The 23,466-nt window shown below is 59.2% G+C and carries 25 protein-coding genes; 23 read left to right on the top strand and 2 right to left on the bottom strand.

Annotated elements, in window-relative coordinates; genetic code table 11:
- Window position 1: 1 nt before the first annotated feature.
- The 19 genes from mltG to RHM68_RS17755 all read left to right on the top strand — a co-directional run bounded on the left by mltG (window position 2) and on the right by RHM68_RS17755 (window position 18,567).
- The gene (mltG, locus tag RHM68_RS17845) at window positions 2-1,222 is read left to right on the top strand and encodes an endolytic transglycosylase MltG (protein WP_322217271.1); all 1,221 of its coding nucleotides are present in this window, start codon (window positions 2-4) and stop codon (window positions 1,220-1,222) included.
- 19 nt (window positions 1,223-1,241) lie between these two features.
- Entirely contained in the window at window positions 1,242-1,874 is a 633-nt protein-coding gene (tmk, locus tag RHM68_RS17840; RefSeq protein ID WP_322217268.1) for a dTMP kinase, read from the top strand.
- Window positions 1,867-2,856 carry a DNA polymerase III subunit delta' gene (locus RHM68_RS17835; protein ID WP_322217265.1) on the top strand — a complete coding sequence of 330 codons (990 nt, stop codon included), beginning with the start codon at window positions 1,867-1,869 and terminating at the stop codon, window positions 2,854-2,856. The genes tmk and RHM68_RS17835 overlap by 8 nt, the downstream gene beginning before the upstream one ends.
- 42 nt (window positions 2,857-2,898) lie before the next feature.
- On the top strand, window positions 2,899-3,255 hold the full coding sequence (locus RHM68_RS17830) for a PilZ domain-containing protein (RefSeq protein WP_322217263.1): 357 nt from the start codon (window positions 2,899-2,901) through the stop codon (window positions 3,253-3,255).
- 15 nt (window positions 3,256-3,270) lie between these two features.
- Window positions 3,271-4,056, top strand: coding sequence for a TatD family hydrolase (locus RHM68_RS17825; protein WP_322217261.1), 786 nt, complete (start codon window positions 3,271-3,273; stop codon window positions 4,054-4,056).
- Window positions 4,057-4,398: 342 nt separating this feature from the next.
- Window positions 4,399-5,037, top strand: a complete 639-nt coding sequence (locus tag RHM68_RS17820; protein WP_008152317.1) for a TetR/AcrR family transcriptional regulator — start codon at window positions 4,399-4,401, stop codon at window positions 5,035-5,037.
- A 141-nt stretch (window positions 5,038-5,178) separates the two neighbouring features.
- Complete coding sequence (locus RHM68_RS17815) at window positions 5,179-6,147, top strand: GTP 3',8-cyclase MoaA (protein WP_322217253.1); 969 nt, start codon at window positions 5,179-5,181, stop codon at window positions 6,145-6,147.
- 159 nt (window positions 6,148-6,306) lie between these two features.
- Window positions 6,307-6,912, top strand: coding sequence for a DUF4823 domain-containing protein (locus tag RHM68_RS17810; RefSeq protein ID WP_322217252.1), 606 nt, complete (start codon window positions 6,307-6,309; stop codon window positions 6,910-6,912).
- 16 nt (window positions 6,913-6,928) lie between these two features.
- Window positions 6,929-7,489: a DUF1285 domain-containing protein gene (locus RHM68_RS17805; protein ID WP_322217250.1), complete on the top strand. Its 561-nt coding sequence runs from the start codon at window positions 6,929-6,931 to the stop codon at window positions 7,487-7,489.
- Between the two features lie 141 nt (window positions 7,490-7,630).
- Complete coding sequence (locus tag RHM68_RS17800) at window positions 7,631-8,347, top strand: FadR/GntR family transcriptional regulator (protein WP_322217249.1); 717 nt, start codon at window positions 7,631-7,633, stop codon at window positions 8,345-8,347.
- A gap of 64 nt (window positions 8,348-8,411) precedes the next feature.
- Window positions 8,412-9,287 (top strand): SMP-30/gluconolactonase/LRE family protein, encoded by an 876-nt coding sequence (locus RHM68_RS17795; RefSeq protein ID WP_322217246.1) that lies wholly within the window; start codon window positions 8,412-8,414, stop codon window positions 9,285-9,287.
- A 272-nt stretch (window positions 9,288-9,559) separates the two neighbouring features.
- Entirely contained in the window at window positions 9,560-10,378 is an 819-nt protein-coding gene (locus RHM68_RS17790; protein ID WP_322217245.1) for an SDR family oxidoreductase, read from the top strand.
- A 128-nt stretch (window positions 10,379-10,506) separates the two neighbouring features.
- Window positions 10,507-11,511 carry a substrate-binding domain-containing protein gene (locus RHM68_RS17785; RefSeq protein ID WP_322217243.1) on the top strand — a complete coding sequence of 335 codons (1,005 nt, stop codon included), beginning with the start codon at window positions 10,507-10,509 and terminating at the stop codon, window positions 11,509-11,511.
- Between the two features lie 64 nt (window positions 11,512-11,575).
- Window positions 11,576-13,120, top strand: coding sequence for an L-arabinose ABC transporter ATP-binding protein AraG (gene araG, locus RHM68_RS17780; protein WP_322217241.1), 1,545 nt, complete (start codon window positions 11,576-11,578; stop codon window positions 13,118-13,120).
- A 9-nt stretch (window positions 13,121-13,129) separates the two neighbouring features.
- Complete coding sequence (gene araH / locus RHM68_RS17775; RefSeq protein WP_322217239.1) at window positions 13,130-14,098, top strand: L-arabinose ABC transporter permease AraH; 969 nt, start codon at window positions 13,130-13,132, stop codon at window positions 14,096-14,098.
- Window positions 14,099-14,269: 171 nt separating this feature from the next.
- The gene (locus RHM68_RS17770; RefSeq protein WP_322217236.1) at window positions 14,270-14,983 is read left to right on the top strand and encodes a GntR family transcriptional regulator; all 714 of its coding nucleotides are present in this window, start codon (window positions 14,270-14,272) and stop codon (window positions 14,981-14,983) included.
- The gene (locus tag RHM68_RS17765; protein WP_322217233.1) at window positions 14,980-15,996 is read left to right on the top strand and encodes an ADP-ribosylglycohydrolase family protein; all 1,017 of its coding nucleotides are present in this window, start codon (window positions 14,980-14,982) and stop codon (window positions 15,994-15,996) included. Before RHM68_RS17770 ends, RHM68_RS17765 begins: the two co-directional genes overlap by 4 nt.
- Window positions 15,997-16,187: 191 nt before the next feature.
- Window positions 16,188-17,654: a purine-cytosine permease family protein gene (locus tag RHM68_RS17760; protein WP_322217231.1), complete on the top strand. Its 1,467-nt coding sequence runs from the start codon at window positions 16,188-16,190 to the stop codon at window positions 17,652-17,654.
- The gene (locus tag RHM68_RS17755) at window positions 17,647-18,567 is read left to right on the top strand and encodes a PfkB family carbohydrate kinase (RefSeq protein WP_322217229.1); all 921 of its coding nucleotides are present in this window, start codon (window positions 17,647-17,649) and stop codon (window positions 18,565-18,567) included. The genes RHM68_RS17760 and RHM68_RS17755 overlap by 8 nt, the downstream gene beginning before the upstream one ends.
- A gap of 77 nt (window positions 18,568-18,644) precedes the next feature.
- Here RHM68_RS17755 and RHM68_RS17750 read toward each other — a convergent pair whose 3' ends face one another.
- The gene (locus tag RHM68_RS17750) at window positions 18,645-18,983 is read right to left on the bottom strand and encodes a hypothetical protein (protein WP_322217226.1); all 339 of its coding nucleotides are present in this window, start codon (window positions 18,981-18,983) and stop codon (window positions 18,645-18,647) included.
- A gap of 192 nt (window positions 18,984-19,175) precedes the next feature.
- Entirely contained in the window at window positions 19,176-19,829 is a 654-nt protein-coding gene (locus RHM68_RS17745; protein WP_322217224.1) for an HD domain-containing protein, read from the bottom strand.
- Window positions 19,830-19,968: 139 nt separating this feature from the next.
- Between RHM68_RS17745 and RHM68_RS17740 the strand changes: the two genes are divergently transcribed.
- From RHM68_RS17740 to dgoD, 4 genes are all read left to right on the top strand, one after another.
- A complete protein-coding gene (locus RHM68_RS17740; RefSeq protein WP_322217222.1) occupies window positions 19,969-20,451 on the top strand; it encodes a GNAT family N-acetyltransferase in 483 nt (160 codons plus the stop codon).
- A 187-nt stretch (window positions 20,452-20,638) separates the two neighbouring features.
- Window positions 20,639-21,631 carry a 2-dehydro-3-deoxygalactonokinase gene (locus tag RHM68_RS17735; RefSeq protein WP_322217220.1) on the top strand — a complete coding sequence of 331 codons (993 nt, stop codon included), beginning with the start codon at window positions 20,639-20,641 and terminating at the stop codon, window positions 21,629-21,631.
- A gap of 19 nt (window positions 21,632-21,650) precedes the next feature.
- Window positions 21,651-22,271 carry a 2-dehydro-3-deoxy-6-phosphogalactonate aldolase gene (locus RHM68_RS17730; RefSeq protein WP_322217217.1) on the top strand — a complete coding sequence of 207 codons (621 nt, stop codon included), beginning with the start codon at window positions 21,651-21,653 and terminating at the stop codon, window positions 22,269-22,271.
- 46 nt (window positions 22,272-22,317) lie between these two features.
- A complete protein-coding gene (gene dgoD / locus RHM68_RS17725; protein ID WP_322217214.1) occupies window positions 22,318-23,466 on the top strand; it encodes a galactonate dehydratase in 1,149 nt (382 codons plus the stop codon).

Here is a 23,466-nt window from a genome sequence, read left to right as displayed (position 1 = left end):
CGTGAGACGTAAACTCTTGCTGCTGCTGGAAACCGGCCTGGTTCTGGCCGGATTACTGTTAGGCGCTTCGGACTGGAAAATTCATTCGGCGTTGGAACAGTCGCTGAATATCACCCAGGAAGAACTGCTGGACGTGTCCAAAGGCTCAACGCCGATTGGCACCTTCATCCGACTTGAAAGCGACGGTGTGATCAAGGACGCCTTCTGGTTACGCCTTTATTGGCGCTTCAATCTGGCAGGCACGCCGATCCATAGTGGTGAATACCGCATGCTTCCCGGCATGACCGTGGAGGGTCTGATCGGTCTGTGGAAGCGTGGTGAAGTGGTCCAGTACAACGTGACTCTGGTCGAGGGCTGGAATTTTCATCAGGTCCGTGCAGCGCTGGCCAAGGATGACAAGCTCAAACAAACACTGAGCGGTTTGAGCGACAGTCAGGTGATGGATAAGCTCGGCCATGCCGGGGTTTTCCCGGAGGGGCGCTTCTTTCCGGACACCTACAGCTTTGTGCGTGGCATGTCCGACGCTGAACTGCTGAAGAAGGCCTACGATCGCCTCGATGAAGTGCTCGTCAAAGAGTGGGACAAGCGTGCCGCAGACGTGCCGTACACCGAGCCCTATCAAGCGTTGATCATGGCCTCGTTGGTAGAGAAAGAGACAGGCGTGCCGCAGGAGCGTGGGCAAATCGCCGGCGTTTTTGTGAGGCGGCTGGCGATGGGCATGTTGCTGCAAACTGACCCGACGGTGATTTATGGTCTGGGTGATCGTTATCAGGGCAAATTGACCCGCGCGCATCTCAAGGAAGCGACGCCGTATAACACCTACGTAATTTCAGGGTTGCCGCCGACGCCGATTGCGATGGTCGGCCGCGAGGCGATCCATGCGGCACTCAATCCGGTGGCGGGCAACAGTCTGTATTTTGTGGCGCGAGGCGATGGTAGCCATGTGTTCTCCGATGACCTCGACGCTCACAATACGGCGGTACGCGAGTTTCAGCTGAAACGCCGTGCCGATTACCGCTCAAGCCCTGCCCCGGCCAATACGCCCGTGGTGCCGCAAGCCAAGGCAGCGATTCCAGCGGCGTCCCCGGACACGGCACCCGATATGCTGCCGCAGGTGCCAGCGCAAGAACCTGCGCCCGCACCTTCGTCAGCCCCGGAAACTTCGCCGCCCGTTGCGCCGAAAGACGCCGCGCCCGCACCCGTGCCGCAAAGCCCGCAATGACTCTGACTAAGGACTGCCTGTGACTGGCTTGTTTATTACCCTGGAAGGCCCGGAAGGCGCTGGCAAGAGTACCAACCGCGAATACCTGGCCGAGCGCCTCCGCGCCGCCGGTATCGAGGTGCTGCTGACTCGCGAGCCCGGTGGTACGCCATTGGCCGAGCGCATCCGCGAAGTCCTGTTGGCGCCGGTGGACGAAGTCATGAACCCCGACACCGAGTTGTTGCTGGTGTTTGCCGCTCGCGCCCAGCATCTGGCCGAGGTGATCCGTCCTGCGCTGGCGCGTGGCGCGGTCGTGTTGTGTGACCGTTTTACCGACTCGACTTACGCCTATCAGGGGGGCGGTCGCGGTTTGTCCCTGGCGCGCATCGCAACGCTGGAATCGTTCGTCCAGGGCGACTTGCGCCCGGACCTGACGCTGATTTTCGATTTGCCGGTGGAAGTGGGCCTGGCTCGCGCCAGTGCGCGCGGTCGCCTGGATCGCTTCGAGCTTGAGGGGCGCGCCTTTTTCGATGCTGTGCGCAGTGCGTTCTTGACGCGCGCTGAGGCTGATCCCGCGCGTTACGTGCGGGTGGACGCCGCCCAGCCTCTGCCGCAGGTTCAGCGGTCGCTGGATGCCTTGCTGCCGCGTCTGCTGGAGTTGGCTCGTGGCTGAAGCGTATCCGTGGCAGGACAGTCTCTGGCAGCATCTGGCCGGTCGTGCGCAGCATGCCCATGCCTATTTGCTCCATGGCCCGGCCGGGATCGGCAAGCGTGCGCTGGCGGAGCGACTGATGGCCAACTTGCTGTGCAAGCATCCGGACGCTGCTCATGAGGCCTGTGGGCAGTGCAAATCCTGTCTGTTGCTCAGGGCCGGAAGCCATCCCGACAATTACATTCTGGAACCGGAAGAAGCCGATAAGGCGATCAAGGTCGATCAGGTACGTGACTTGGTCAGCTTCGTGGTTCAGACCGCGCAGATGGGCGGTCGCAAAGTAGTCTTGATCGAGCCGGTGGAGTCGATGAACATCAACGCCGCCAATGCCTTGCTCAAGAGCCTTGAAGAGCCTTCCGGCGATACCGTTCTGCTGTTGGTCAGTCACCAGACCAGCCGTTTGCTGCCGACCCTAAAGAGTCGTTGTGTGCAGCAGGCCTGTCCGCTGCCGAGCGAGGCAATGAGCCTTGACTGGCTGGCCAGTGCGTTGCCGGATTGCTCGCAAGAAGAGCGTGTTGAGCTGCTGACCTTGGCGGCTGGTTCGCCGCTGGCCGCTGTCAAATTGCAGGCTCAGGGCGTGCGCGAACAACGTGCGAACGTTGTTGAGGGCGTGAAAAAGTTACTTAAGCAACAGCAGTCGCCCACGCAGTTAGCCGAAGAGTGGAAGTCCATTCCGATGTTGCTGTTGTTCGATTGGTTTTGTGATTGGTCGAGCCTGATCCTGCGTTATCAATTGACCCAGGACGAAGCAGGGCTGGGGCTGGCAGATATGCGCAAGGTGATTCAATACCTGGCACAAAAAACCGCGCAGGACAAAGTCTTGAATATTCAGGACTGGATCCTCGCCCAGCGGCAGAAAGTCATGAGCAAGGCCAACCTGAATCCGGCGCTCTTGCTGGAAGCGCTCTTGGTGCAGTGGGTGTCCTTGCCTACCCACAAATGATCGTCTGAGCCTAAACTCTGATCATCCGCAATGGAGGTGAGCATGAATGAACCCGTCAATCCGGGGCCGCGCAATGGCATTTTGTCCTTGACCATCAAGGACAAATCAGTGCTTTACGCCGCTTACATGCCGTTCATCAAAAACGGTGGCCTGTTCATCCCGACCAACAAGAGCTACAAGTTGGGCGACGAGGTGTTCATGCTGCTGAGCCTGATGGACGAGGCCGAGAAAATCCCCGTCGCCGGCAAAGTTGCCTGGATTACGCCCAAAGGTGCTCAAGGTAACCGTGCGGCTGGCGTCGGTGTGCAGTTCAATGACGGTGACAACACCGCCCGCAGTCGCATCGAAACCCACTTGGCCGGAGCCCTGAAGTCCGACCGTCCCACTCATACGATGTAAGTAGCCGCCCTTTTTATGCTCGTAGATTCCCATTGTCACCTTGACCGCCTCGATCTCGCCGCCCATGACGGCTCTCTGGATGCTGCCCTGGATGCGGCGCGCGCGCGTGGCGTCGGGCATTTCCTGTGCATCGGGGTCAGCGTGGAAAATGCCGCCGACGTCAAAGCGCTGGCCGAGCGGTATGAGGACGTCGATTGTTCCGTCGGCGTTCACCCGCTGGATGTACAGCCGGGCGCCGCGCCAGCGTTGGACTGGCTGTTGCGTGAGCTGGATCACCCGCGGGTGGTGGCAATCGGAGAAACAGGCCTGGACTACCACTACGAGCCAGAAGCTGCCGAATTGCAGCAGGCGTCGTTTCGTCTGCACTTGCAGGCGGCTCAGCAGACTGGCAAACCGGTGATCATCCACACCCGTGGCGCCAGGGCCGATACTTTGGCCCTGCTGCGTGAGGCGGCGCTGCCGCAGGCCGGTGTGTTGCATTGTTTCACCGAAGATTGGGACATGGCCAAGGCTGCGCTGGACATGGGGTATTACATTTCCCTGTCCGGGATTGTCACGTTTCGCAATGCCGATGCCTTGCGTGATGTCGCTAGCAAGGTACCCGCTGATCGTTTGTTGGTGGAGACTGACTCACCGTACCTGGCGCCGATTCCGTACCGTGGCAAGCCGAACCTGCCGCAGTACGTGCGTGAAGTGGCGGAGTTCCTGGCGATGTTGCGCGGTGAGTCCTACGAGCGCTTTGCCGAGCAGACGACAGAGAACTTCAAGCGATTGTTTTCATTGGCACATGTGAAAGGTTGAATCGCAGGCAAAAAAAACCCGGGTTCTGGGGGGTGAATCCGGGTTAAGACCATTAGGAGTAAAACAAAGGCACGCGGTCCCTCGGTACCTTTGTCGGCGCGACACTTGGGGGAGATGCTTCGCCGACAGTTCAAGTATTGATCAGTATCGCGGCGAGTCCAGTTTAGCCGCCGTGGTTTTTAAACATATTTGGAATACGGCCGCTTCGGTTGAGTTCTCATCAAGCGCCGAGCCTGCGCGATTTCATCAAGAAACACAGATATGCTCGGATGATCCGTGCATTTTTGCGCAAGTTAGGCATAATACGCGGCTTCGAATTTTGACCCCTACAGACCTTTTCTTATGCATAAAGAACCTCGTAAGGTCCGTGAGTTTCGTCGCCGCGAGCAAGAAATTCTCGATACCGCGCTCAAGCTGTTCCTCGACCAAGGTGAAGACAGTGTCACCGTTGAGATGATTGCTGATGCCGTCGGTATCGGCAAAGGCACGATCTATAAGCACTTCAAATCCAAGGCGGAGATCTACCTGCGCCTGATGCTCGATTACGAGCGTGATTTGAACGAGTTGCTGCATTCGGCTGATGTCGATAAGGACAAGGAGGCGCTGTCCCGGGCCTACTTCGAATTCCGCATGCGTGACCCGCAACGCTACCGCTTGTTTGATCGCCTGGAAGAGAAGGTGGTCAAAGGTAATCAGGTGCCGGAGATGGTCGAGGAACTGCACAAGATCCGTGCCTCGAACTTCGAACGCCTGACCCTGCTGATCAAAGGCAGGATCAGCGAAGGCAAGCTTGAAGACGTGCCGCCCTATTTCCATTACTGCGCGTCCTGGGCGCTGGTGCATGGCGCCGTGGCGCTATATCACTCGCCGTTCTGGAGCAATGTGCTGGAAGATCAGGAAGGTTTCTTCCAGTTCCTGATGGACATTGGCGTGCGCATGGGCAACAAGCGCAAGCGCGATACCGATACGCCCAGCAGCTGAATCCCTACAGTTCGCATCATTGCGCCATGATTTCGCTACATGACGCAGTACCGCAGTAATATACTCGGGCTTAGGCCTTGCCAAAACTTGATTTGTGAGTCAAGTTTTGGCGGTCCGAAACTTATTCTGCCGGAGTGATTCATGATCGTTGACCGTCAAGGCAGGCGTTTTCGTAATTTGCGAATCAGCCTGACCTCAGCCTGCAATTACGCCTGTACCTACTGTGTGCCTGACGGCAAGCGGCTGGTGGCTGCGCAGGATGAATTGTCGGCCGAGGCCATGGCGCGTGGGGTCGCGTATTTGATCGAAGCCGCCGGTATCGAGCGTTTGCGCATCACCGGCGGCGAACCGCTGGTTAGTCCCAAACTCGAGGCTTTCATGACCGCGGTCGGCCAGATGGGGCTTGATGACATTAGCCTGACCACCAACGGTCAGTTACTGGCGAAAAAGCTACCGCTACTGTTAGCTGCCGGTATCCGGCGCATCAACGTTTCCCTCGATACCCTGGACGCCAGTGGGTTCCGTAGCATCGCTCGTGGCGGCGATCTGGCTACCGTGCTTGATGGTATGGACCAGGCCGCTGCTGCCGGCATCAAGATCAAGATCAACATGGTGCCCTTGCGCGGGCAGAACCTTGATCAGGTCATGCCGTTGCTCGATTACTGTCTGGCGCGAGGTTATGAGCTGCGCTTCATTGAGTTGATGCGCATGGGCCACCTGGCCAGTGACTCCAACGCCTTTCTGCAGCAGTTTGTTAGCCTTCAGCAATTGCTGAGCCTGATTGGTGAGCGCTACGAATACCTGCAAGCTGATGCCCCGGTGGATGCCACCGCGGTGCGTTACGAGATTCCGGGGCAGGGGCATTTCGGTGTGATTGCCAATGAAAGTGTGCCGTTTTGCCGGACGTGCTCGCGGCTGCGGCTGTCGTCCACGGGATGGCTGCATGGCTGCCTGTCGTCGAGTAATCGCCACTATGTCGGCGATCTGCTCGACAAACCGCGTCACCAAGCGCTGCCGGCTTTGCAGCGACTGCTGGTGAAAGCGCTGGGGGACAAGCAGGAAGTGGCGTTCTCCGGTGGTGCGACCATCATGAAAATTATCGGCGGCTGATAGCCCCTCTCCGCGATCTGGCTCTTTCCCACCTTTCATCTTTGGACGCGAGCCTGTTCGCGAAAGCGGCCTATAAAATCCTGATGTTCATGAGCTGGCGTGGAAGCTGCATCTAACGCCCATTCGCCGGTTTTCCGTCACCGGTCTTTGGAGGGTAGGATGCGTAGCCTGGTTTTGCTGCTGGCCGTTTTGGCACTTGGCGGCTGCATGAATGTCAGTGATATGGGCGAAGGCGTTCGCTACCACATGAGTGACGCGGGTCTGCTGGATCACAGTGACAGCCGTCGGGTGAACAACTTCCGCATTCAGGCTGACTCGTTCATCTACATCGCTCAAGGTGCTTTCGCGCCGCCGGGCAGTGCCTATCCGCGCCCCAACGTGGTGGCTGAAGAGGCCTTCAACGGCTTTATCGAATATTTCCCGATGGTCCGCCGCGCCCGTGCGCCAGAAGGCCTCGATGTCGCCATGGGCGAGGCTCGTGCTGCCGGCGCGCATTACCTGCTCTACACGCGCTTTGCCAAGGCCGATGACCGTATCGGCAACTCGGACGAGTGGCTCGACCAGGAGGCGGTGGATCGTCTAGGTCTGGACAGCGGCGTGATTCAGATCATGTTGATCGAGACCAGCACTCAGTATCTGATCGATACTGCACGGATCAAGAGTCGTGGCGGTTTACTGACGTTCCACGACACCAAGCCAGAAGACTTGCTGGGCCCGCCGCTTGCGCAATACGCGCGCAGCCTGCTTGGGCTCAGCGACCAGTAATTCCAAGGAGAGCGTCATGAGTGGCCCGCAAAAAGCCAACGATCTGTTGGGGCAAATCCCCAAAACCAAAGGCTTGCCCCCGGTCCACTTGTGGAACCCGGATTTCTGCGGCGACATCGACATGCGCATTGCCCGGGACGGAACCTGGTATTACCAGGGCACGCCGATCGGGCGCAAGCCGATGGTCAAGCTGTTCTCCACCATCATGCGCCGCGACGGTGATGATTATTTCCTGATTACCCCGGTGGAGAAAGTCGGCATCAAGGTCGATGACGCGCCGTTTGTGGCGATTGCCGTCGACGTCGAAGGCGAGGGCGAAGCCCAGGTCTTACGCTTTACCACCAATGTTGATGAGATCGCCGAGGCGGGTGTCGAACATCCTATTCGCGTGATGATTGATCCGGTGACCGAGGAGCCTGCGCCTTACGTGCATGTGCGCACGAACCTCGAGGCGCTGATCCACCGCAATGTGTTCTATCAACTGGTAGCGCTGGCGGTCACGCGTGAGCTCGATGGTCAGCGATGGCTTGGCGTTTGGAGCGGCGGCGAGTTCTTTCCTATTGGTCTTGAGCCCTAGCCCATCAAGAATGCGCGAGCGTGTGTTTGCTCGCACATGTGCGGCATGTGTCCTTAAAATCAAATTGACACTCAATCGTATGATGATTAGCGTGGACTTCCATCGCGAACGGCTTGTTGCCGTCCCTGCATTGAGGTTTTCATGTCCAGCAGCTTTCACGCGTCGACTGTCGATTGGCTAGGTGGCTGGATTGCCGCCGGCCAGGTTAAACCCGGGCAGACACTCAAGGTTGAAGCTGACCTGGGCGAGCAGCTTGGCGTCAGCCGTACCGTCATCCGCGAAGCGATCAAGACGCTGGTCGCCAAAGGCCTGCTCGAAGTCGGGCCAAAGGTGGGGACGCGGGTGCTGCCGGTCAGGCGCTGGAACCTCTTCGACCCGCAAGTCGTCGGTTGGCTATCGCGCAATGGCTTGCCGGAAAACTTTGTCGACGACCTGCTCGACCTGCGTCGCACTATTGAACCGATGGCCGTGCGCTGGGCTTGCGAGCGCGCAACGGTCGAGCAGGTGCAGGCCATCCGCCAAGCCTATAACGCCCTGGAACGTGCCGTGGACAGCGGCGTTGATTACAACCGCGCCGATCAGCTCTTCCACGAATGCATCCTCGCCGCCAGTCACAATCAATTCATCGAGCAAATGGTCCCGGCCCTCGGCGCGCTGCTAGCGGTTTCCTTTGAAGTGTCTGCGGCAGATCCGGACGAGTTACGCCGCACGCTGCCGATTCACCAAGACATGGCCGACGCCATCGCCGCCCGTGATGCGGCGCGGGGCGTGTGTGCCTGCATGACCCTGATTGACAATGCGGACCTTGCGATCAAGCGTTTCTACCCACAAGTCATGGCCGACAAAAAAGCCAGCTGATCATGCGAACTTTGTGGGGGCGGACTTGCTCCCATCGTCAGTCAAGAATATTAAAGGAGGCCTCATGTCGTGGACCGCAGTGACCGGGCACCGAGCACAGCTCGGTGAAGGCCCGTTCTGGGATGTGCCGATGCAGGCGTTGTACTGGGTCGACATCGCCGGTAAGCAAGTGCTCAGGCTGATCGGCGCCAACGTGCAGATCTGGCAGATGCCGGAGCATGTCAGCGCCTTCATCCCTTGCGAGCGCGGCGATGCGCTCGTGACCATGAGCAGCGGCGTCTATCGGCTCGACCTTGACTCGCCGGGTCTGGAGCCAGGACTGACGTTGCTCTGCGTGGCTGACCCACAGCCCGCCAATCGCCCCAACGAAGCCCGGTGCGATGGCTTGGGCCGGCTTTGGCTGGGCACGATGCAGAACAACATCGGCGAGTACGGCGATGACTTGCCCGTCCTGCAGCGTTCGGGGGGGCTGTTTCGCATTGATCCCGACGCCAGGGTAACGCCCTTGCTCCGTGGGCTGGGAATTCCCAATACGTTGCTCTGGAGCGATGACGGAACGACGTTGTACCTCGCCGACAGTCTTGATGCCACGCTGTATCAGCACTTCATTCGTACCGACGGCAGCCTTGAACCGGCACACACCTGGTTCGGGCCGCATGAGCGCGGCGTCCCCGACGGTTCGGCCATGGACGCTGAAGGTTATGTCTGGAATGCCCGCTGGGACGGCAGTTGTCTGCTTCGGCTGGCGCCTGACGGTCAGGTTGACCGAGTCATCGAGCTGCCAGTCAGCCGCCCCACCAGTTGTGTGTTCGGCGGCGAAGACCTGAAAACCTTGTACATCACCAGCGCCGCGAGCCCGCTCGCTCATCCTTTGGACGGGGCGGTGTTATCGATTGAGGTCGATGTGCCTGGAAAAGTCTGTAGGCGCTTTGCGGGTTAAATCCCAATATATGAGATGTAAAATTATATATTGAGATTATTTGTTCCTCCGGTTTATAGTCGGCTCCATCAGTTACACGCACTCACACTTAAAAAAACAAAACAGGTGAAGTGATGCAGCGATATTCCACGGTACTCCTTCACGGAGTCAGTGCTTCAGGCCGCTTCGGCGCCCAAGCGTTTTCGCGCCTGCCGGCCTATTCCCAAATGCCCAGTGACCGGACATCGACAGATGCCCGGTTTTCGTCGTCCCTGCAAAAGGAGTCTTGATCCATGGCTGAACCTCTTTCCTTGCCACCGGTGCCCGAGCCGCCGAAGGGCGAACGACTGAAAAACAAAGTCGTGCTGCTGACCGGCGCGGCTCAAGGCATCGGCGAAGCAATCGTCGCGACCTTCGCCTCTCAGCAAGCCAAGCTGATCATCAGCGATATTCAGGCCGAAAAAGTCGAAAAAGTCGCTGCTCAGTGGCGTGACAAAGGTTTTGATGTTCAAGCGATCAAGGCGGATGTGTCCGACCAGCAAGATCTGCACGCCATGGCCAGATTGGCTATTGAGCGCCATGGCCGGATTGATGTGCTGGTCAACTGCGCCGGGGTCAACGTGTTTCGTGATCCACTGGAAATGACCGAAGAAGACTGGCGTCGTTGTTTCGCCATCGATCTCGACGGTGCCTGGTATGGCTGTAAAGCCGTGCTGCCGCAGATGATCGAGCAGGGCATCGGCAGCATCATCAACATTGCTTCTACCCATTCGACCCACATTATTCCGGGCTGTTTCCCCTACCCGGTGGCCAAGCATGGCTTGCTTGGGCTGACCCGCGCATTGGGCATTGAATACGCGCCAAAAGGTATTCGCGTGAATGCCATCGCGCCGGGCTACATCGAAACCCAGTTGAACGTCGATTACTGGAACGGTTTTGCCGACCCTCACGCCGAACGTCAGCGCGCGTTTGATCTGCATCCGCCGCGCCGCATCGGCCAACCTATGGAAGTGGCGATGACTGCTGTGTTCCTGGCCAGCGATGAGGCCCCGTTCATCAACGCCTCTTGCATCACTATCGATGGCGGACGCTCGGTCATGTACCACGACTAATAAGCGGGTTTCAGAGGGGGAAACTTCGCCTGAAATCCAATCATCATACGATATGACTAATTCGCTTCAGGTTTGACCGCTGCATCGGCTTACAACAACTCTGAATAACAACAACAAGGAGTCAGTTTATGAATCGTCGTCGTGGGATCCGTTCTCTGTGCTGCGCCGCTTTGGCGGTCACGGCAGTCAGCCTGAGCAGCACGCTGCTGGCGGCCGAGGCAGTGAAAATCGGTTTTCTGGTCAAACAGGCGGAGGAGCCCTGGTTCCAGACCGAATGGGCCTTTGCCGAAAAGGCCGGCAAAGACAAAGGCTTTACCGTGATCAAGATCGCCGTGCCTGACGGCGAGAAAACCCTCTCGGCCATCGACAGCCTTGCAGCCAACGGCGCCAAGGGCTTTGTGATCTGCCCGCCGGATGTGTCCCTCGGTCCGGCGATCATGGCCAGGGCCAAAGCCAACGGTATGAAAGTGATAGCGGTCGATGACCGTTTTGTTGATGCCAACGGCAAGTTCATGGAAGACGTGCCGTACCTGGGCATGGCTGCGTTCGAAGTCGGCCAGAAACAGGGCAATGCCATGGCCGCCGAAGCGAAAAAACGCGGCTGGGACTGGAAAGATACGTATGCAGTGATCAACACCTTTAATGAACTCGACACGGGCAAGAAACGCACTGACGGTTCTGCCAAATCCCTGGAGGATGCTGGCCTGCCAAAAGACCACATTCTGTTCTCGGCGCTGAAAACACTCGACGTACCGGGCAGCATGGACGCGACTAACTCGGCGCTGGTGAAACTGCCCAGTGGCGCCAAACACTTGATCATTGGCGGCATGAACGACAACACCGTGCTGGGTGGCGTGCGTGCTACCGAAAGCGCCGGGTTTGCCGCCGCCAATGTGATCGGTATCGGCATCAACGGCACCGACGCCATCGGCGAACTTAAGAAACCCAACAGTGGTTTCTTCGGCTCAATGCTGCCAAGCCCTCACATTGAGGGCTACAACACCGCGGCCATGATGTTTGAGTGGATTACCACCGGCAAAGAGCCACCGAAATATACCGCCATGGATGACGTGACGCTGATCACGCGCGAGAACTTCAAGCAGGAACTGGAAAAAATCGGCCTCTGGAACTGAGGGACGGTTGAATTCCTTGGTGGCCCCGGCGACGGGGCTACCTGATCGGTGTGATGAGGTGGTTATGCACGCGCAAGTACAAGCACAAGAACACAGTGTGAGCGGCAGCCTGCGTTTCAACGGGATCGGCAAGACCTTTCCCGGCGTCAAAGCGCTGGATGGCATTAGCTTCGTCGCTCATCCGGGGCAGGTTCACGCCTTGATGGGCGAGAACGGCGCCGGCAAATCCACGCTGCTGAAAATCCTTGGCGGTGCCTACACGCCGAGCAGCGGCCAGTTGCAGATCGGCGAGCAGACCCAGGTCTTCAAGTCCACCGCCGAGAGCATTGCCAGTCGGGTTGCGGTGATCCATCAAGAGTTGCACCTGGTGCCGGAAATGACCGTGGCGGAGAACCTGTTCCTCGGTCATCTGCCCGCGCATTTCGGCTTGATCAATCGCGCAGCGTTGCGGGCGCAGTCATTGGCCTGTCTCAAAGGTCTGGCGGATGAAATTGACCCGCAGGAGAAGGTAGGACGCCTGTCCCTCGGGCAGCGTCAATTGGTGGAAATCGCCAAGGCGTTGTCCCGTGGCGCCCATGTGATCGCGTTCGATGAGCCCACCAGCAGCCTCTCGGCGCGGGAGATTGATCGCTTGATGGCAATCATCGGTCGCCTGCGGGACGAAGGCAAAGTGGTGCTTTACGTTTCCCATCGCATGGAAGAAGTGTTCCGCATCTGCAACGCGGTCACGGTGTTCAAGGACGGCCGTTACGTGCGCACGTTCGAGGACATGAGCCAACTGACCCACGACCAGTTGGTGACGTGCATGGTCGGTCGCGACATTCAGGACATCTACAATTACCGCAGCCGCCAACGTGGCGCAGTGGCGCTCAAAGTCGAAGGTTTGCTGGGGCCAGGCTTGCGTGAACCCGTGAGTTTCGAGGTGCATAAGGGCGAGATTCTGGGGCTGTTCGGCTTGGTCGGCGCGGGTCGTACCGAGCTGTTCCGAATGTTGAGTGGTCTGACGCGCAACACCGCCGGACGCTTGGCCTTGCGCGGTCATGAACTGAAATTGCGCTCACCTCGCGATGCGATTGCGGCCGGGATTCTGCTGTGCCCCGAGGACCGCAAGAAGGAAGGCATCATTCCACTTGCGAGCGTTGCCGAGAACATCAACATCAGCGCCCGTGGCGCGCATTCCACCCTCGGCTGCCTGTTGCGTGGACTGTGGGAGAAGGACAACGCCGACCAGCAGATCAAGGCGCTGAAAGTGAAGACGCCGAATGCGTCGCAGAAAATCATGTACCTGTCCGGTGGTAATCAGCAGAAGGCCATTCTGGGTCGCTGGCTGTCGATGCCGATGAAAGTCCTGCTGCTCGACGAACCCACTCGCGGTATCGATATCGGGGCCAAAGCCGAGATTTACCAGATCATCCATAACCTCGCCGAGAGCGGAATTGCGGTGATTGTGGTGTCCAGCGACTTGATGGAAGTCATGGGCATTTCCGACCGCATTCTAGTGCTGTGTGAAGGTGCGATGAGCGGCGAACTGACCCGCGAACAGGCGAATGAATCCAACTTGCTTCAACTGGCTTTGCCGCGCCAACGCGCTGACGGCGTGGCGAACTGAGAGGTGACTATGACCATCCAAAACAACGCTCTGCCTACCCCGCGCAAACCGCTGGACCTGCGGCGTTTCCTCGACGACTGGGTCATGCTGCTGGCGGCGGTCGGGATCTTTGTGCTCTGCACCTTGCTGATCGACAACTTCCTGTCACCGCTGAACATGCGCGGCCTCGGCCTGGCGATTTCCACCACGGGTATCGCCGCTTGCACCATGTTGTATTGCCTGGCGTCCGGGCATTTCGACTTATCCGTAGGCTCGGTGATTGCCTGTGCCGGCGTTGTGGCTGCCGTGGTGATGCGTGACACCGACAGCGTGTTTCTCGGGGTCGTGGCCGCGCTGTTCATGGGGTTGATTGTTGGGCTGATCAACGGAATCGTGATTGCCAAGCTGCGGGTCAATGCGTTGATTACGACGTTGGCGACCATGCAAATCGTCCGAGGTCTAGCCTACATTTTTGCCAATGGCAAAGCGGTGGGTGTGTCGCAGGAGCAATTCTTCGTTTTCGGTAACGGCCAGTTGTTCGGCGTTCCGGTGCCGATTTTAATCACCGTCGCCTGCTTTCTGTTTTTCGGCTGGCTGCTGAACTACACCACTTATGGGCGCAACACTATGGCCATTGGTGGCAACCAGGAAGCTGCCTTGTTGGCAGGGGTTAACGTTGACCGTACCAAAATCATCATCTTCGCCGTACACGGTGTGATTGGCGCGCTGGCCGGGGTGATCCTGGCATCGCGCATGACCTCCGGCCAGCCGATGATTGGCCAGGGTTTTGAGTTGACGGTGATTTCAGCGTGCGTGCTGGGCGGCGTTTCGCTGAGCGGCGGTATCGGGATGATTCGGCATGTCATTGCCGGGGTGTTGATTCTGGCGATCATTGAAAACGCGATGAACCTGAAGAACATTGATACGTTTTATCAATACGTGATTCGCGGTTCGATCTTGTTACTGGCTGTCGTGATTGACCGTCTCAAACAACGCTGACCCTGATGGCTGTGGGCGCATGCCTGCTCGCGATAGCGTCAGGTCTGACACATTGAGATTGGAACTGCCAACGCGACCGCGCGCGTGAGTTTTAATCGCTCCCGCGCCTTCCGTCATCTCCGCCAAAATAGCCCTTGCTCGCCCGACCTTGCTTCGTGTATCAATTTGTACATGATTAGACAAGTACGATTTGATAAGAAACAACGGGTGGTTGACGAACTCATTCGGCGCATCGAAGGCGGTTTGATGGAGGACGGCTTTCTGTTGCCGGGTGAGCATCAATTGGCTCAGGAATTCAACGTCAGCCGAGGCACGCTGCGCGAAGCCCTGGCTGAGTTGAAGCGGCGCAAGTACATCGCGACGCAAAGCGGTGTGGGCTCCATCGTCACTTTTGACGGTGTGGTGCTTGATCAACGCAGCGGTTGGGCTCAGGCGCTGGCCGACAGCGGCGCGCTGATCAATACCGAAGTGCTGCGGCTGGAGGCGGTGGATCGCCCTGACCTGCTATCGCGTTTCGGCACCGAAAAATTCATCACCCTTGATCGCCGCCGCCGTTCCAATGACGGCAAGCTGGTGTCGCTCGAGCGCTCGCTGATGCCTGCCACCGGTGGCCTGGAAAGCCTGCCGCGGGTTGGCCTGATCGACAACTCCCTGACCATTACGCTGGCCGCCTATGGCTACATTGGCGAGCGAGGGGACCAGTGGCTTGGCGCTGAACCATTGAACGCCGAAGACGCAGAACTGCTCGGGCGTGCGCTGGGGACGGTCTTCCTTAAAGCCTTGCGCACGACCTACGATCGTCAGGGGCGATTTATGGAGCAGGTCGAGAGCCTGCTCGATCCGGTTCACTTCCGTCTGCACCTGCAATTTGGAAATTCACCATGACCGCGCTGAATCGTGCCCTGGGCGCGTTCTACGGATTGGCGTTGGGAGACGCGCTGGGCATGCCGACTCAATCCTTGAGCCGCGACCAGATCAAGCTTCGTTTCGGTGAGATCACGGGCCTGGAAGACGCCGGCCCCGATCAACCTATTGCCGCCAATATGGCCAAGGGTTCGATCACCGACGATACGCAGCAGGCGATCCTGGTCGGTCAATTGTTGATTCAGGGCCAAGGCCGGATCGAGCCGGCAGCGCTGGCCCAGAGTCTTATCGCCTGGGAAGCCGAGATGCGGGCCAAGGGGTCTCAGGATTTGCTCGGCCCTTCGACCAAGCGTGCCATCGAGATGATCCTGGCCGGTCACTCACCGGAAGAGGCGGGGCGCTACGGCACAACCAACGGTGCGGCCATGCGTATTACGCCCGTGGGGATCTCGGCCGATGTCGCGGCGCCGGAACGCTTTATCAGCGCCGTGGTGCAAGCCTGTCAGGTGACCCACAACACGACGCTGGGGATTGCGAGTGCGGCCGCGGTGGCGGCGGTGGTTTCCGCCGGCATCAATGGCCTGCACCTGGATGAAGCGTTGAACCTTGGTCAGCATTTTGCGCAACAGGCTGAAAGCCACGGCCACTGGGTGGCTGGCGCACGCATCGCCTCGCGCATCCGTTGGGCGCGGACCTATAGCCTCGACAACGACAACGACAACGACAACGACAACGTGCCGCTGGCCGATTTTTTATACGAAGTGATCGGTACGTCGGTGGCGTCGCAGGAGTCAGTGGTGGTGTCCTTTGCCCTGGCCCAGCGAGTGGCCATTGGCGAAATGAATGCCTTTGAAGCGCTGTGCATGGCTGCGAGCCTTGGCGGCGACACCGATACCATCGCGGCGATTCTCGGAGCGATGCTCGGTGCTTGCCTGGGGCTTGAGAGTTGGCCGGCGGCGCTGATCGAGCAGGTCAAAACCGTCAATGATCTGCAACTGGAACCGTTGGTCCAAGGGCTGTTGGCTTTGCGCTGACGCGTGCGTGAGCAAGCGAGCCTGAACACGTGCTCGATCCCTTGCAGGCGCGGGCTTGCCCTCGATAGATGCACCCATACCTGAACGTTTTACCCGCAACGGACAGCACGAATACGGCCAGGACTGCCGGGACGTTACGCCGACTCCCGAGACTGCCCATAACCAAAATAATGGCAACAGGAGCATTTTTCATGAGTTCATCAAACGTCGGTGCGAGTGCCGGACAACTGGAAACCCGTGGCATCGAGCCGGTGCCGGAAAGCGAGTGCAACGGTCATCCGCTGCAACTCTTCTGGGTCTGGTTCGCCGCCAATATTTCCATCCTCGGCTTGCCGTTGGGCGCCACGTTAGTAGCCTTTCGCGGGCTGGCGATATGGCAGGCGATCATCGTCGCGGTCCTCGGCGCTGCCGGGTCGTTTGCGGTGGTCGGCATCATCTCCATCGCCGGTCGTCGTGGTCGTGCGCCGAGTTTAACGCTGTCGCGAGCGATCTTCGGAGTTCGCGGCAACATCGGCCCGACGGTCGTCTCGTTGATGTCACGGCTGGGCTGGGAAACCGTCAACACCACCACCGCTGCCTTTGTCTTGCTGTCGCTGTGCTCAATACTGTTCGGTTCGCCGGTGGCGGCTAAAAGTGCCCCGGCGCTGACCTTGCTGTTTATAGCAGTTTTCGTGTTGCTGACGTTGTCGGTCTCCGGCCTCGGTCACGCCACGTTGCTGGTGATTCAGAAGTGGGCGACTTACGTGTTCGGCGCGTTGAACCTGCTGGTGGGTGGCTTTCTCTGCGCCACCATCGACTGGAGCGCCGTGTTCAACGCCACGCCGGCACCGCTGAGCGCGATGATCATCGGCATCGGCACCATGGCTGCCGGCACCGGAATCGGCTGGGCCAACGCCGGCGCCGACATGTCGCGCTACCAGCATCGCAGCGTCAAAGCCATGCGTCTGGTCGCTTCTGCCGCCTTCGGCGCGGGAATTCCATTGGTGCTGTTGATCACTCTCGGCGGCCTGTTGTCGGTGGGCAATAACGACCTGGCCCAAGCCACCGACCCCATCATCGCGATTCGCGACATGCTGCCGACCTGGATGGCGGTGCCGTACCTCATCACTGCATTCGGCGGGCTGCTGCTGTCGAACAACCTGTCGGTGTACTCCGCCGGTTTGACGACGCTGACCCTCGGCCTGAAGGTCAAACGCGTCTACGCGGTGGTGGTGGACATCGTGGCGATTTTTGCCGGATCGATCTACTTCATGCTGATCGCCGACAGCTTCTACGGTCCGTTCATCACCTTCATTTCCTTGCTGGCGGTACCCATTACGGCGTGGGTCGGCATCTTTGTGATCGACTTGATTCATCGTCATTACTACAGCCCTCACGACTTGCTGGACGTCAGCCCGAGCAGCGCCTACTGGTATCACGGCGGAGTCGAGTGGCGTGCCTTCGGTGCGTGGGCATTGGCGATTGTGCTGGGTTTCAGTTTCACCACTATAGGCACCACCGCACAAAACGTCTGGTTCCAGGGGTTCCTGTCCGACTCCTGGCTGGGGCATAACGGCCTGGGCTGGATAGTCACGTTCCTGGTGGCAGGTGGGGTTTACGGCGTACTCGGTGGTGCCAAGGACCGGCGCGCCGCCTTGATCGAGAACGCTCATGCCTAAGCTGTTGCACACCGGCCAGGTCGTGATCGACCTGGTGATGGCCGTGGATAAACTGCCGACCTCCGGCGGCGACGTGTTGGCGCAGTCCGCCCGCTTTGAAACCGGCGGCGGGTTCAACGTGATGGCGGCTGCCGTGCGCAATGGTTTGCCAGCGGTTTACCTCGGACGCCACGGTACCGGCCGTTTCGGCGATCTGGCGCGGGAGGCGATGCAGGCGGAGAGCATCCGTATCGGTATTACCCACCGTGCCGAGCGTGATACCGGGCTCTGCGTCGCCGTCACGGAAGCGTCGGCCGAACGCAGTTTTATTTCCTACATTGGTGCCGAAGGCGAGTTGACGGCTGAGGACTTGGCGAGTGTTGCGCCCGAGCAGGGCGATTACGTCTACGTCAGTGGCTACAGCCTGTTACATAGCGCCAAGGCGCAGGCGCTGGTGGCGTGGGTATTGGGTTTGCCGGAGGGGATCAACGTGGTGTTCGATCCGGGACCGCTGGTGGATTCGCCCGACGCACCGTTGATGAAAACGTTGCTGGCGCGTATCGACCTGTGGACCAGCAACAGCCTTGAGGCCATGCGCTTTACCGCTGCGCCGGACATTGAATGTGCGCTGGAACGCCTGGCGCAGTATCTACCGCCCGAGGTGTTGCTGGTGGTGCGCGATGGACCGCACGGGTGCTGGGTCAGCCAGCGCGGCGATCATCAGCATGTGCCTGGTTTCAAGGTCGATGCGCTCGACAGCAATGGCGCCGGGGATGCGCATGTCGGGGTGTTCGTGGCCGGGTTGGCGCAGGGATTATCACCGCTAGACGCAGCACGACGGGCAAATGCGGCAGCGGCTCTGGCGGTCACACGCTGGGGGCCGGCGACGTCTCCGAAATCGTCGGAGGTGGATGCTTTTATCCGTAAGATTTAGGGTTTTTGAATGACCGTCAGCCGCTACGGGCAGGGTGCAACTGACGTCAAACATCCACTTTGCGCGGCGTAGGCGAATTATTGACGGGCGCCGCCTTCGGAACCCGACCCTCCAGTAGTGGTTTTCGAGCCGATGCCAATACCGGCGTTATCCGGCGTCTGGGTGTCAGGCATGTTCATTCCGCCCTGACGGCCCGCGTCGTTACCCTGGATCCGCGGATCGGTGCCCGTGGATGGCGGCAGACTGTTATCGATATTCGAACCGTTGGTGTTGGTGCCGGGAGCAGTTTGCAGGGTGGGGGCGTTCGGTTTTTCCATTGGGTCGGTCGGTGCGGTGGTGGACGTCGTTGTGGCGGCGAAAGCAGTAGAGGACAGCAGGGTGGCGAGAGCGATGGCGGTCAGTCTGGGCGTGATCATGGTGTCGTCTCCATTTATGAGAATCCTTACCTGATATTGGTCCGCCCTCGGTTTGGATTGGTGCCTGATGAGCGACGAACGGTCTAGAACGGTGGCAATGTTTGGCCGCGGGTTACGTGGCGCCGGAGCCTTCATGCCTGTCATCAAGTAAAACGTCGGGTCTTGGCCGACCCCGCCCCCGACGTAACGGTTTCAGCCAATGCCGATCTCTTCCTTGAACAGCTCCATAAACCCTTTGAGTCGGTGATGGCGAATTTGCGCCAGGCGTTGGCCCGTGGTGGTCTGGAAACCGTCTGCCAGGTGCAGCAATTTGGTCTGGAAATGGTCGAGGCAAAAGCGCTTGTCGTCGTAGTCCCTTGCCTTCGCTTCAGGGTCCTTAGGGTCATACAGCGCACTGCCCATGCGTCCGGCGATGTAGAACGTTCTGGCCACGCCGAGCATGCCAAGGGAGTCGAGGCGGTCGGCGTCCTGCACGATGCGCGCTTCAAGACTGGTGGGGGTGATGTTGGCGGAAAAACTGTGTGCTTCGATGGCATGGGCGATGGCCTGGATGTTTGCGTCGGCCCACTTCATCTGCGCCAACACCTTAATGGCTTTTTGTGCAGCCAGCCTTGACGCTTGTGTACGCAGCGCCGAGTTCTTCTCCACCGCCACGCAGTCGTGCAACAGCACGGCCGCCAGCATGACGCGCAAATCGCCCCCTTCTTCTGCGTGCAGCGTGCGCACGTTGTGCCACACCCGTTGCAGGTGAGACAGGTCGTGGGCGCCATCTTCCGAGGGCTCCAGTGCGTGGGGCAGCAGGGTCTCGGCGAGTGATTGCAGTGGGGCGAAAGCCGGCGTGGTCATAAACGTCCTTTTAGCTGAAAACAGTCATGTAGCAATTCGCCGGTGTGGCGAGGGTGTCAGGGTACTTTTTGCGTTGCCGTGTGACGAGCGTCGATTGGCGCCTTAGTATGGCGTTCTCAATTGATGACAAGGCCTGTCCATGATGATCGAGATCCGCCCGGCGACCCCCAGCGATGCACCGCAAATTCTCGCGTTCATCACTGAGCTGGCCGACTACGAACGTGCCCGCCATGAAGTCATTGCCAGCGTCGCCGACATTGAGCGCAGTCTATTCAGTGAAGGCGCCACCGCCCACGGCCTGATCTGCCTGCGCGACGGCGTGCCCATCGGTTTCGCGGTGTTTTTCTTCAGTTATTCCACGTGGCTTGGCAGTAACTGCCTGTACCTCGAAGACCTCTATATCACGCCAGACCAGCGCGGCGGTGGCGCGGGCAAAACCTTGCTGCGCCATTTGGCAAAAATCGCCTGCGCCAACGACTGTGGTCGTTTCGAGTGGAGCGTGCTGGACTGGAACACGCCTGCCATTGATTTTTACAAGTCCCTTGGCGCTCAGCCGCAGGAAGAGTGGGTGCGCTATCGGATGGACGGTGCGGTGTTGCGCGAGTTTGCCGAGGGTAACTAATCACCTGCGGTCTGGTTAACGATCGCCGGCCTTCAGCTGCTTCTACCGATAGAGGAGGCATAACCGAAGGCGGCGATCTTTTTTGTTATATCCCAATATATGGGAGTGATATTTATATATTGAGATATGGTGGCATCCGGGTTTATAGTCCAGCGCACTCACTGCCAAAAACAAAACAGGTGAAGCGATGCTGGCGCAATTGATCGCGCTCGATTGGGGTACAACCTCATTACGTGCTTACAAACTGGGTGCGGGTGGCCAGGTGCTCGAACAGCGTTCGCTGTCCTCGGGGATCATGCAATTGCCGCGCACGCCGAGAACCATCAACGGTCAGGCCTGCACTGACGGTTTTGAACTAGCTTTCGATGAGGCCTGCGCTGATTGGCTCGACGCCCAACCGGACGTGCCGGTGATTGCCTGTGGCATGGTCGGCAGTGCCCAAGGCTGGCGCGAAGCAGCCTACTGTGACACGCCGGCCAACGTCGCCAATCTCGGAACGTCGCTACAAACGGTTCGCAGTCTTCGCGGTGTTGATGTTCACATCGTGCCGGGCGTGATCCAGCGTTCGCGTCTGCCGAATGTGATGCGGGGCGAGGAAACCCAAGTGCTCGGGGTGCTGCAAAATCTGCCCGACATAGCGAGCGCTGATCTGCTGATCGGCCTGCCAGGCAGTCATTCGAAATGGGTAGAAGTAGCGGGTGGCTGCATCGTGCATTTCGATACCTTCATGACCGGCGAAGTCTTCGCCGTGCTCAGTCAGCACAGCATTCTCGGACGCACCCAGCAACAGGGTACGTCGTTCGATGGCCAAGCTTTTGATCGTGGTGTACAGGTGGCCTTGTCGGTGGACGGCGAGATCGGGCCGTTGTCGACGCTGTTCAGTGCGCGCAGCCTCGGGCTGACCGGCGAGCTGAGCGCCACCGCGCAACCGGACTATTTGTCTGGCCTGTTGATCGGTCATGAACTGTCGGCCCTGGCCAGTGTTCAGCGGCGCCGGCGCAACAGTGTTCATCTGCCCTCGATCATCCTCATTGGTAATGCTCAACTCTGCGCCCGCTATCGCCGAGCCCTCGACGCCTGTGGCTTTAGCCGGGTGATGTTGGCTGAGCAGGCCACCGAGCGCGGGTTGTGGCAACTGGCGGTCGCCGCTGGGCTGATCACGCCTAATCCATCCCGTTAAACCTGACTGGAGAGCTGACATGCTCAAGCAAGCCCTGGCGCAAAACGGCCTGATCGCGATCCTGCGCGGCCTGCGCCCTATAGAAGCGGCGGCCATCGGAGAAGTCCTTTATTGCGCCGGATTTCGTGTCATCGAGGTGCCGCTCAATTCCCCCGAGCCTTACGAAAGTATCCGCATTCTGCGCAGTACGTTGCCTGCCGATTGCCTGATCGGCGCGGGTACGGTGCTCACGCCCGAGCAGGTTGAGCAGGTGAAGGCGGCGGGTGGCCAGGTGATCGTGATGCCCCACAGCGACGCCAACGTGCTGCGGGCGGCGAAAGCGGCAGGCTTGTTTCTGTCACCGGGCGTGGCGACGCCCACTGAAGCCTTTGCGGCCTTGGCTGAGGGGGCGGACGTACTGAAGATGTTTCCTGCCGAACAGATGGGGCCCGCCGTCGTTAAAGCCTGGCTCGCGGTGTTGCCCGTGGGCACCATTCTGGCGCCGGTGGGCGGGATTACACCGGACAACATGCAGGTGTTTGTCGAGGCAGGTGTCAAAGGCTTTGGCCTCGGTTCCGGGTTGTTCAAGCCGGGGATGAGCCCAGAAGATGTCGCGGTGAAAGCCAAGGCGTATGTCGCTGCATGGAACGCTCTGCGCTAAGCCATTTTGGCGCTGCGAGCGCTACATCCAATAAGAGAGGCAATAGATGAAAATCACCAAACTGACGACCTTCATCGTCCCGCCGCGCTGGTGCTTCCTTAAGGTCGAAACTGACGAGGGCGTGACCGGTTGGGGCGAGCCCGTGGTCGAGGGCCGCGCGCACACGGTCGCTGCGGCTGTTGAAGAATTGTCCGACTACTTGATCGGCAAAGACCCACGCAACATCGAAGACATCTGGACCGTGCTCTACCGTGGCGGTTTCTACCGTGGCGGGGCGATTCACATGAGCGCTCTGGCTGGCATCGATCAGGCATTGTGGGACATCAAGGGCAAGGCCTTGGGAGTCTCGGTCAGCGACCTGTTGGGTGGTCAGGTGCGGGACAAGATTCGCGTTTACTCGTGGATCGGCGGCGACCGGCCAGCCGACACGGCCCGTGCGGCAAAAGAGGCGGTGGAGCGTGGTTTCACCGCCGTGAAAATGAACGGCACCGAGGAGCTGCAATTCCTCGATTCCTACGAAAAAGTCGACTTGGCCCTGGCCAACGTTGCCGCCGTGCGTGACGCGGTGGGTCCGCACGTGGGCATCGGCGTCGACTTCCATGGCCGGGTCCATAAGCCCATGGCCAAAGTGCTGATGAAGGAACTCGACCCCTACAAACTGATGTTCATCGAAGAGCCGGTGCTCAGTGAAAACTACGAAGCGTTGAAAGAGCTGGCGCCACTGACCAGCACCCCGATTGCCTTGGGTGAGCGACTGTTCTCGCGCTGGGATTTCAAGCGCGTGCTCAGCGAAGGTTACGTCGACATCATCCAGCCCGATGCATCCCATGCGGGCGGCATCACCGAAACGCGCAAGATCGCCAACATGGCCGAAGCCTACGATGTGGCCCTGGCGCTGCACTGCCCGCTGGGCCCGATTGCCTTGGCGGCGTGCCTGCAACTGGACGCCGTTTGCTACAACGCGTTCATTCAGGAGCAGAGCCTGGGCATTCACTACAACGAGAGCAACGACCTGCTCGATTACGTGAAAGATCCACGGGTATTCGATTACGACAAAGGCTTCGTGAAAATTCCTAACGGGCCGGGCCTGGGAATCGAGATCAACGAGGAATACGTCATTGAACGTGCAGCGGTTGGCCATCGCTGGCGCAACCCGATCTGGCGGCATGCCGATGGCAGTTTTGCCGAGTGGTGA

The organism is Pseudomonas sp. DC1.2 (genome assembly GCF_034351645.1).
GTDB lineage: Bacteria > Pseudomonadota > Gammaproteobacteria > Pseudomonadales > Pseudomonadaceae > Aquipseudomonas.
The sequence above is the reverse complement of the archived record's forward strand: the minus strand, read 5'-3'. Positions and strand labels throughout refer to the sequence as shown.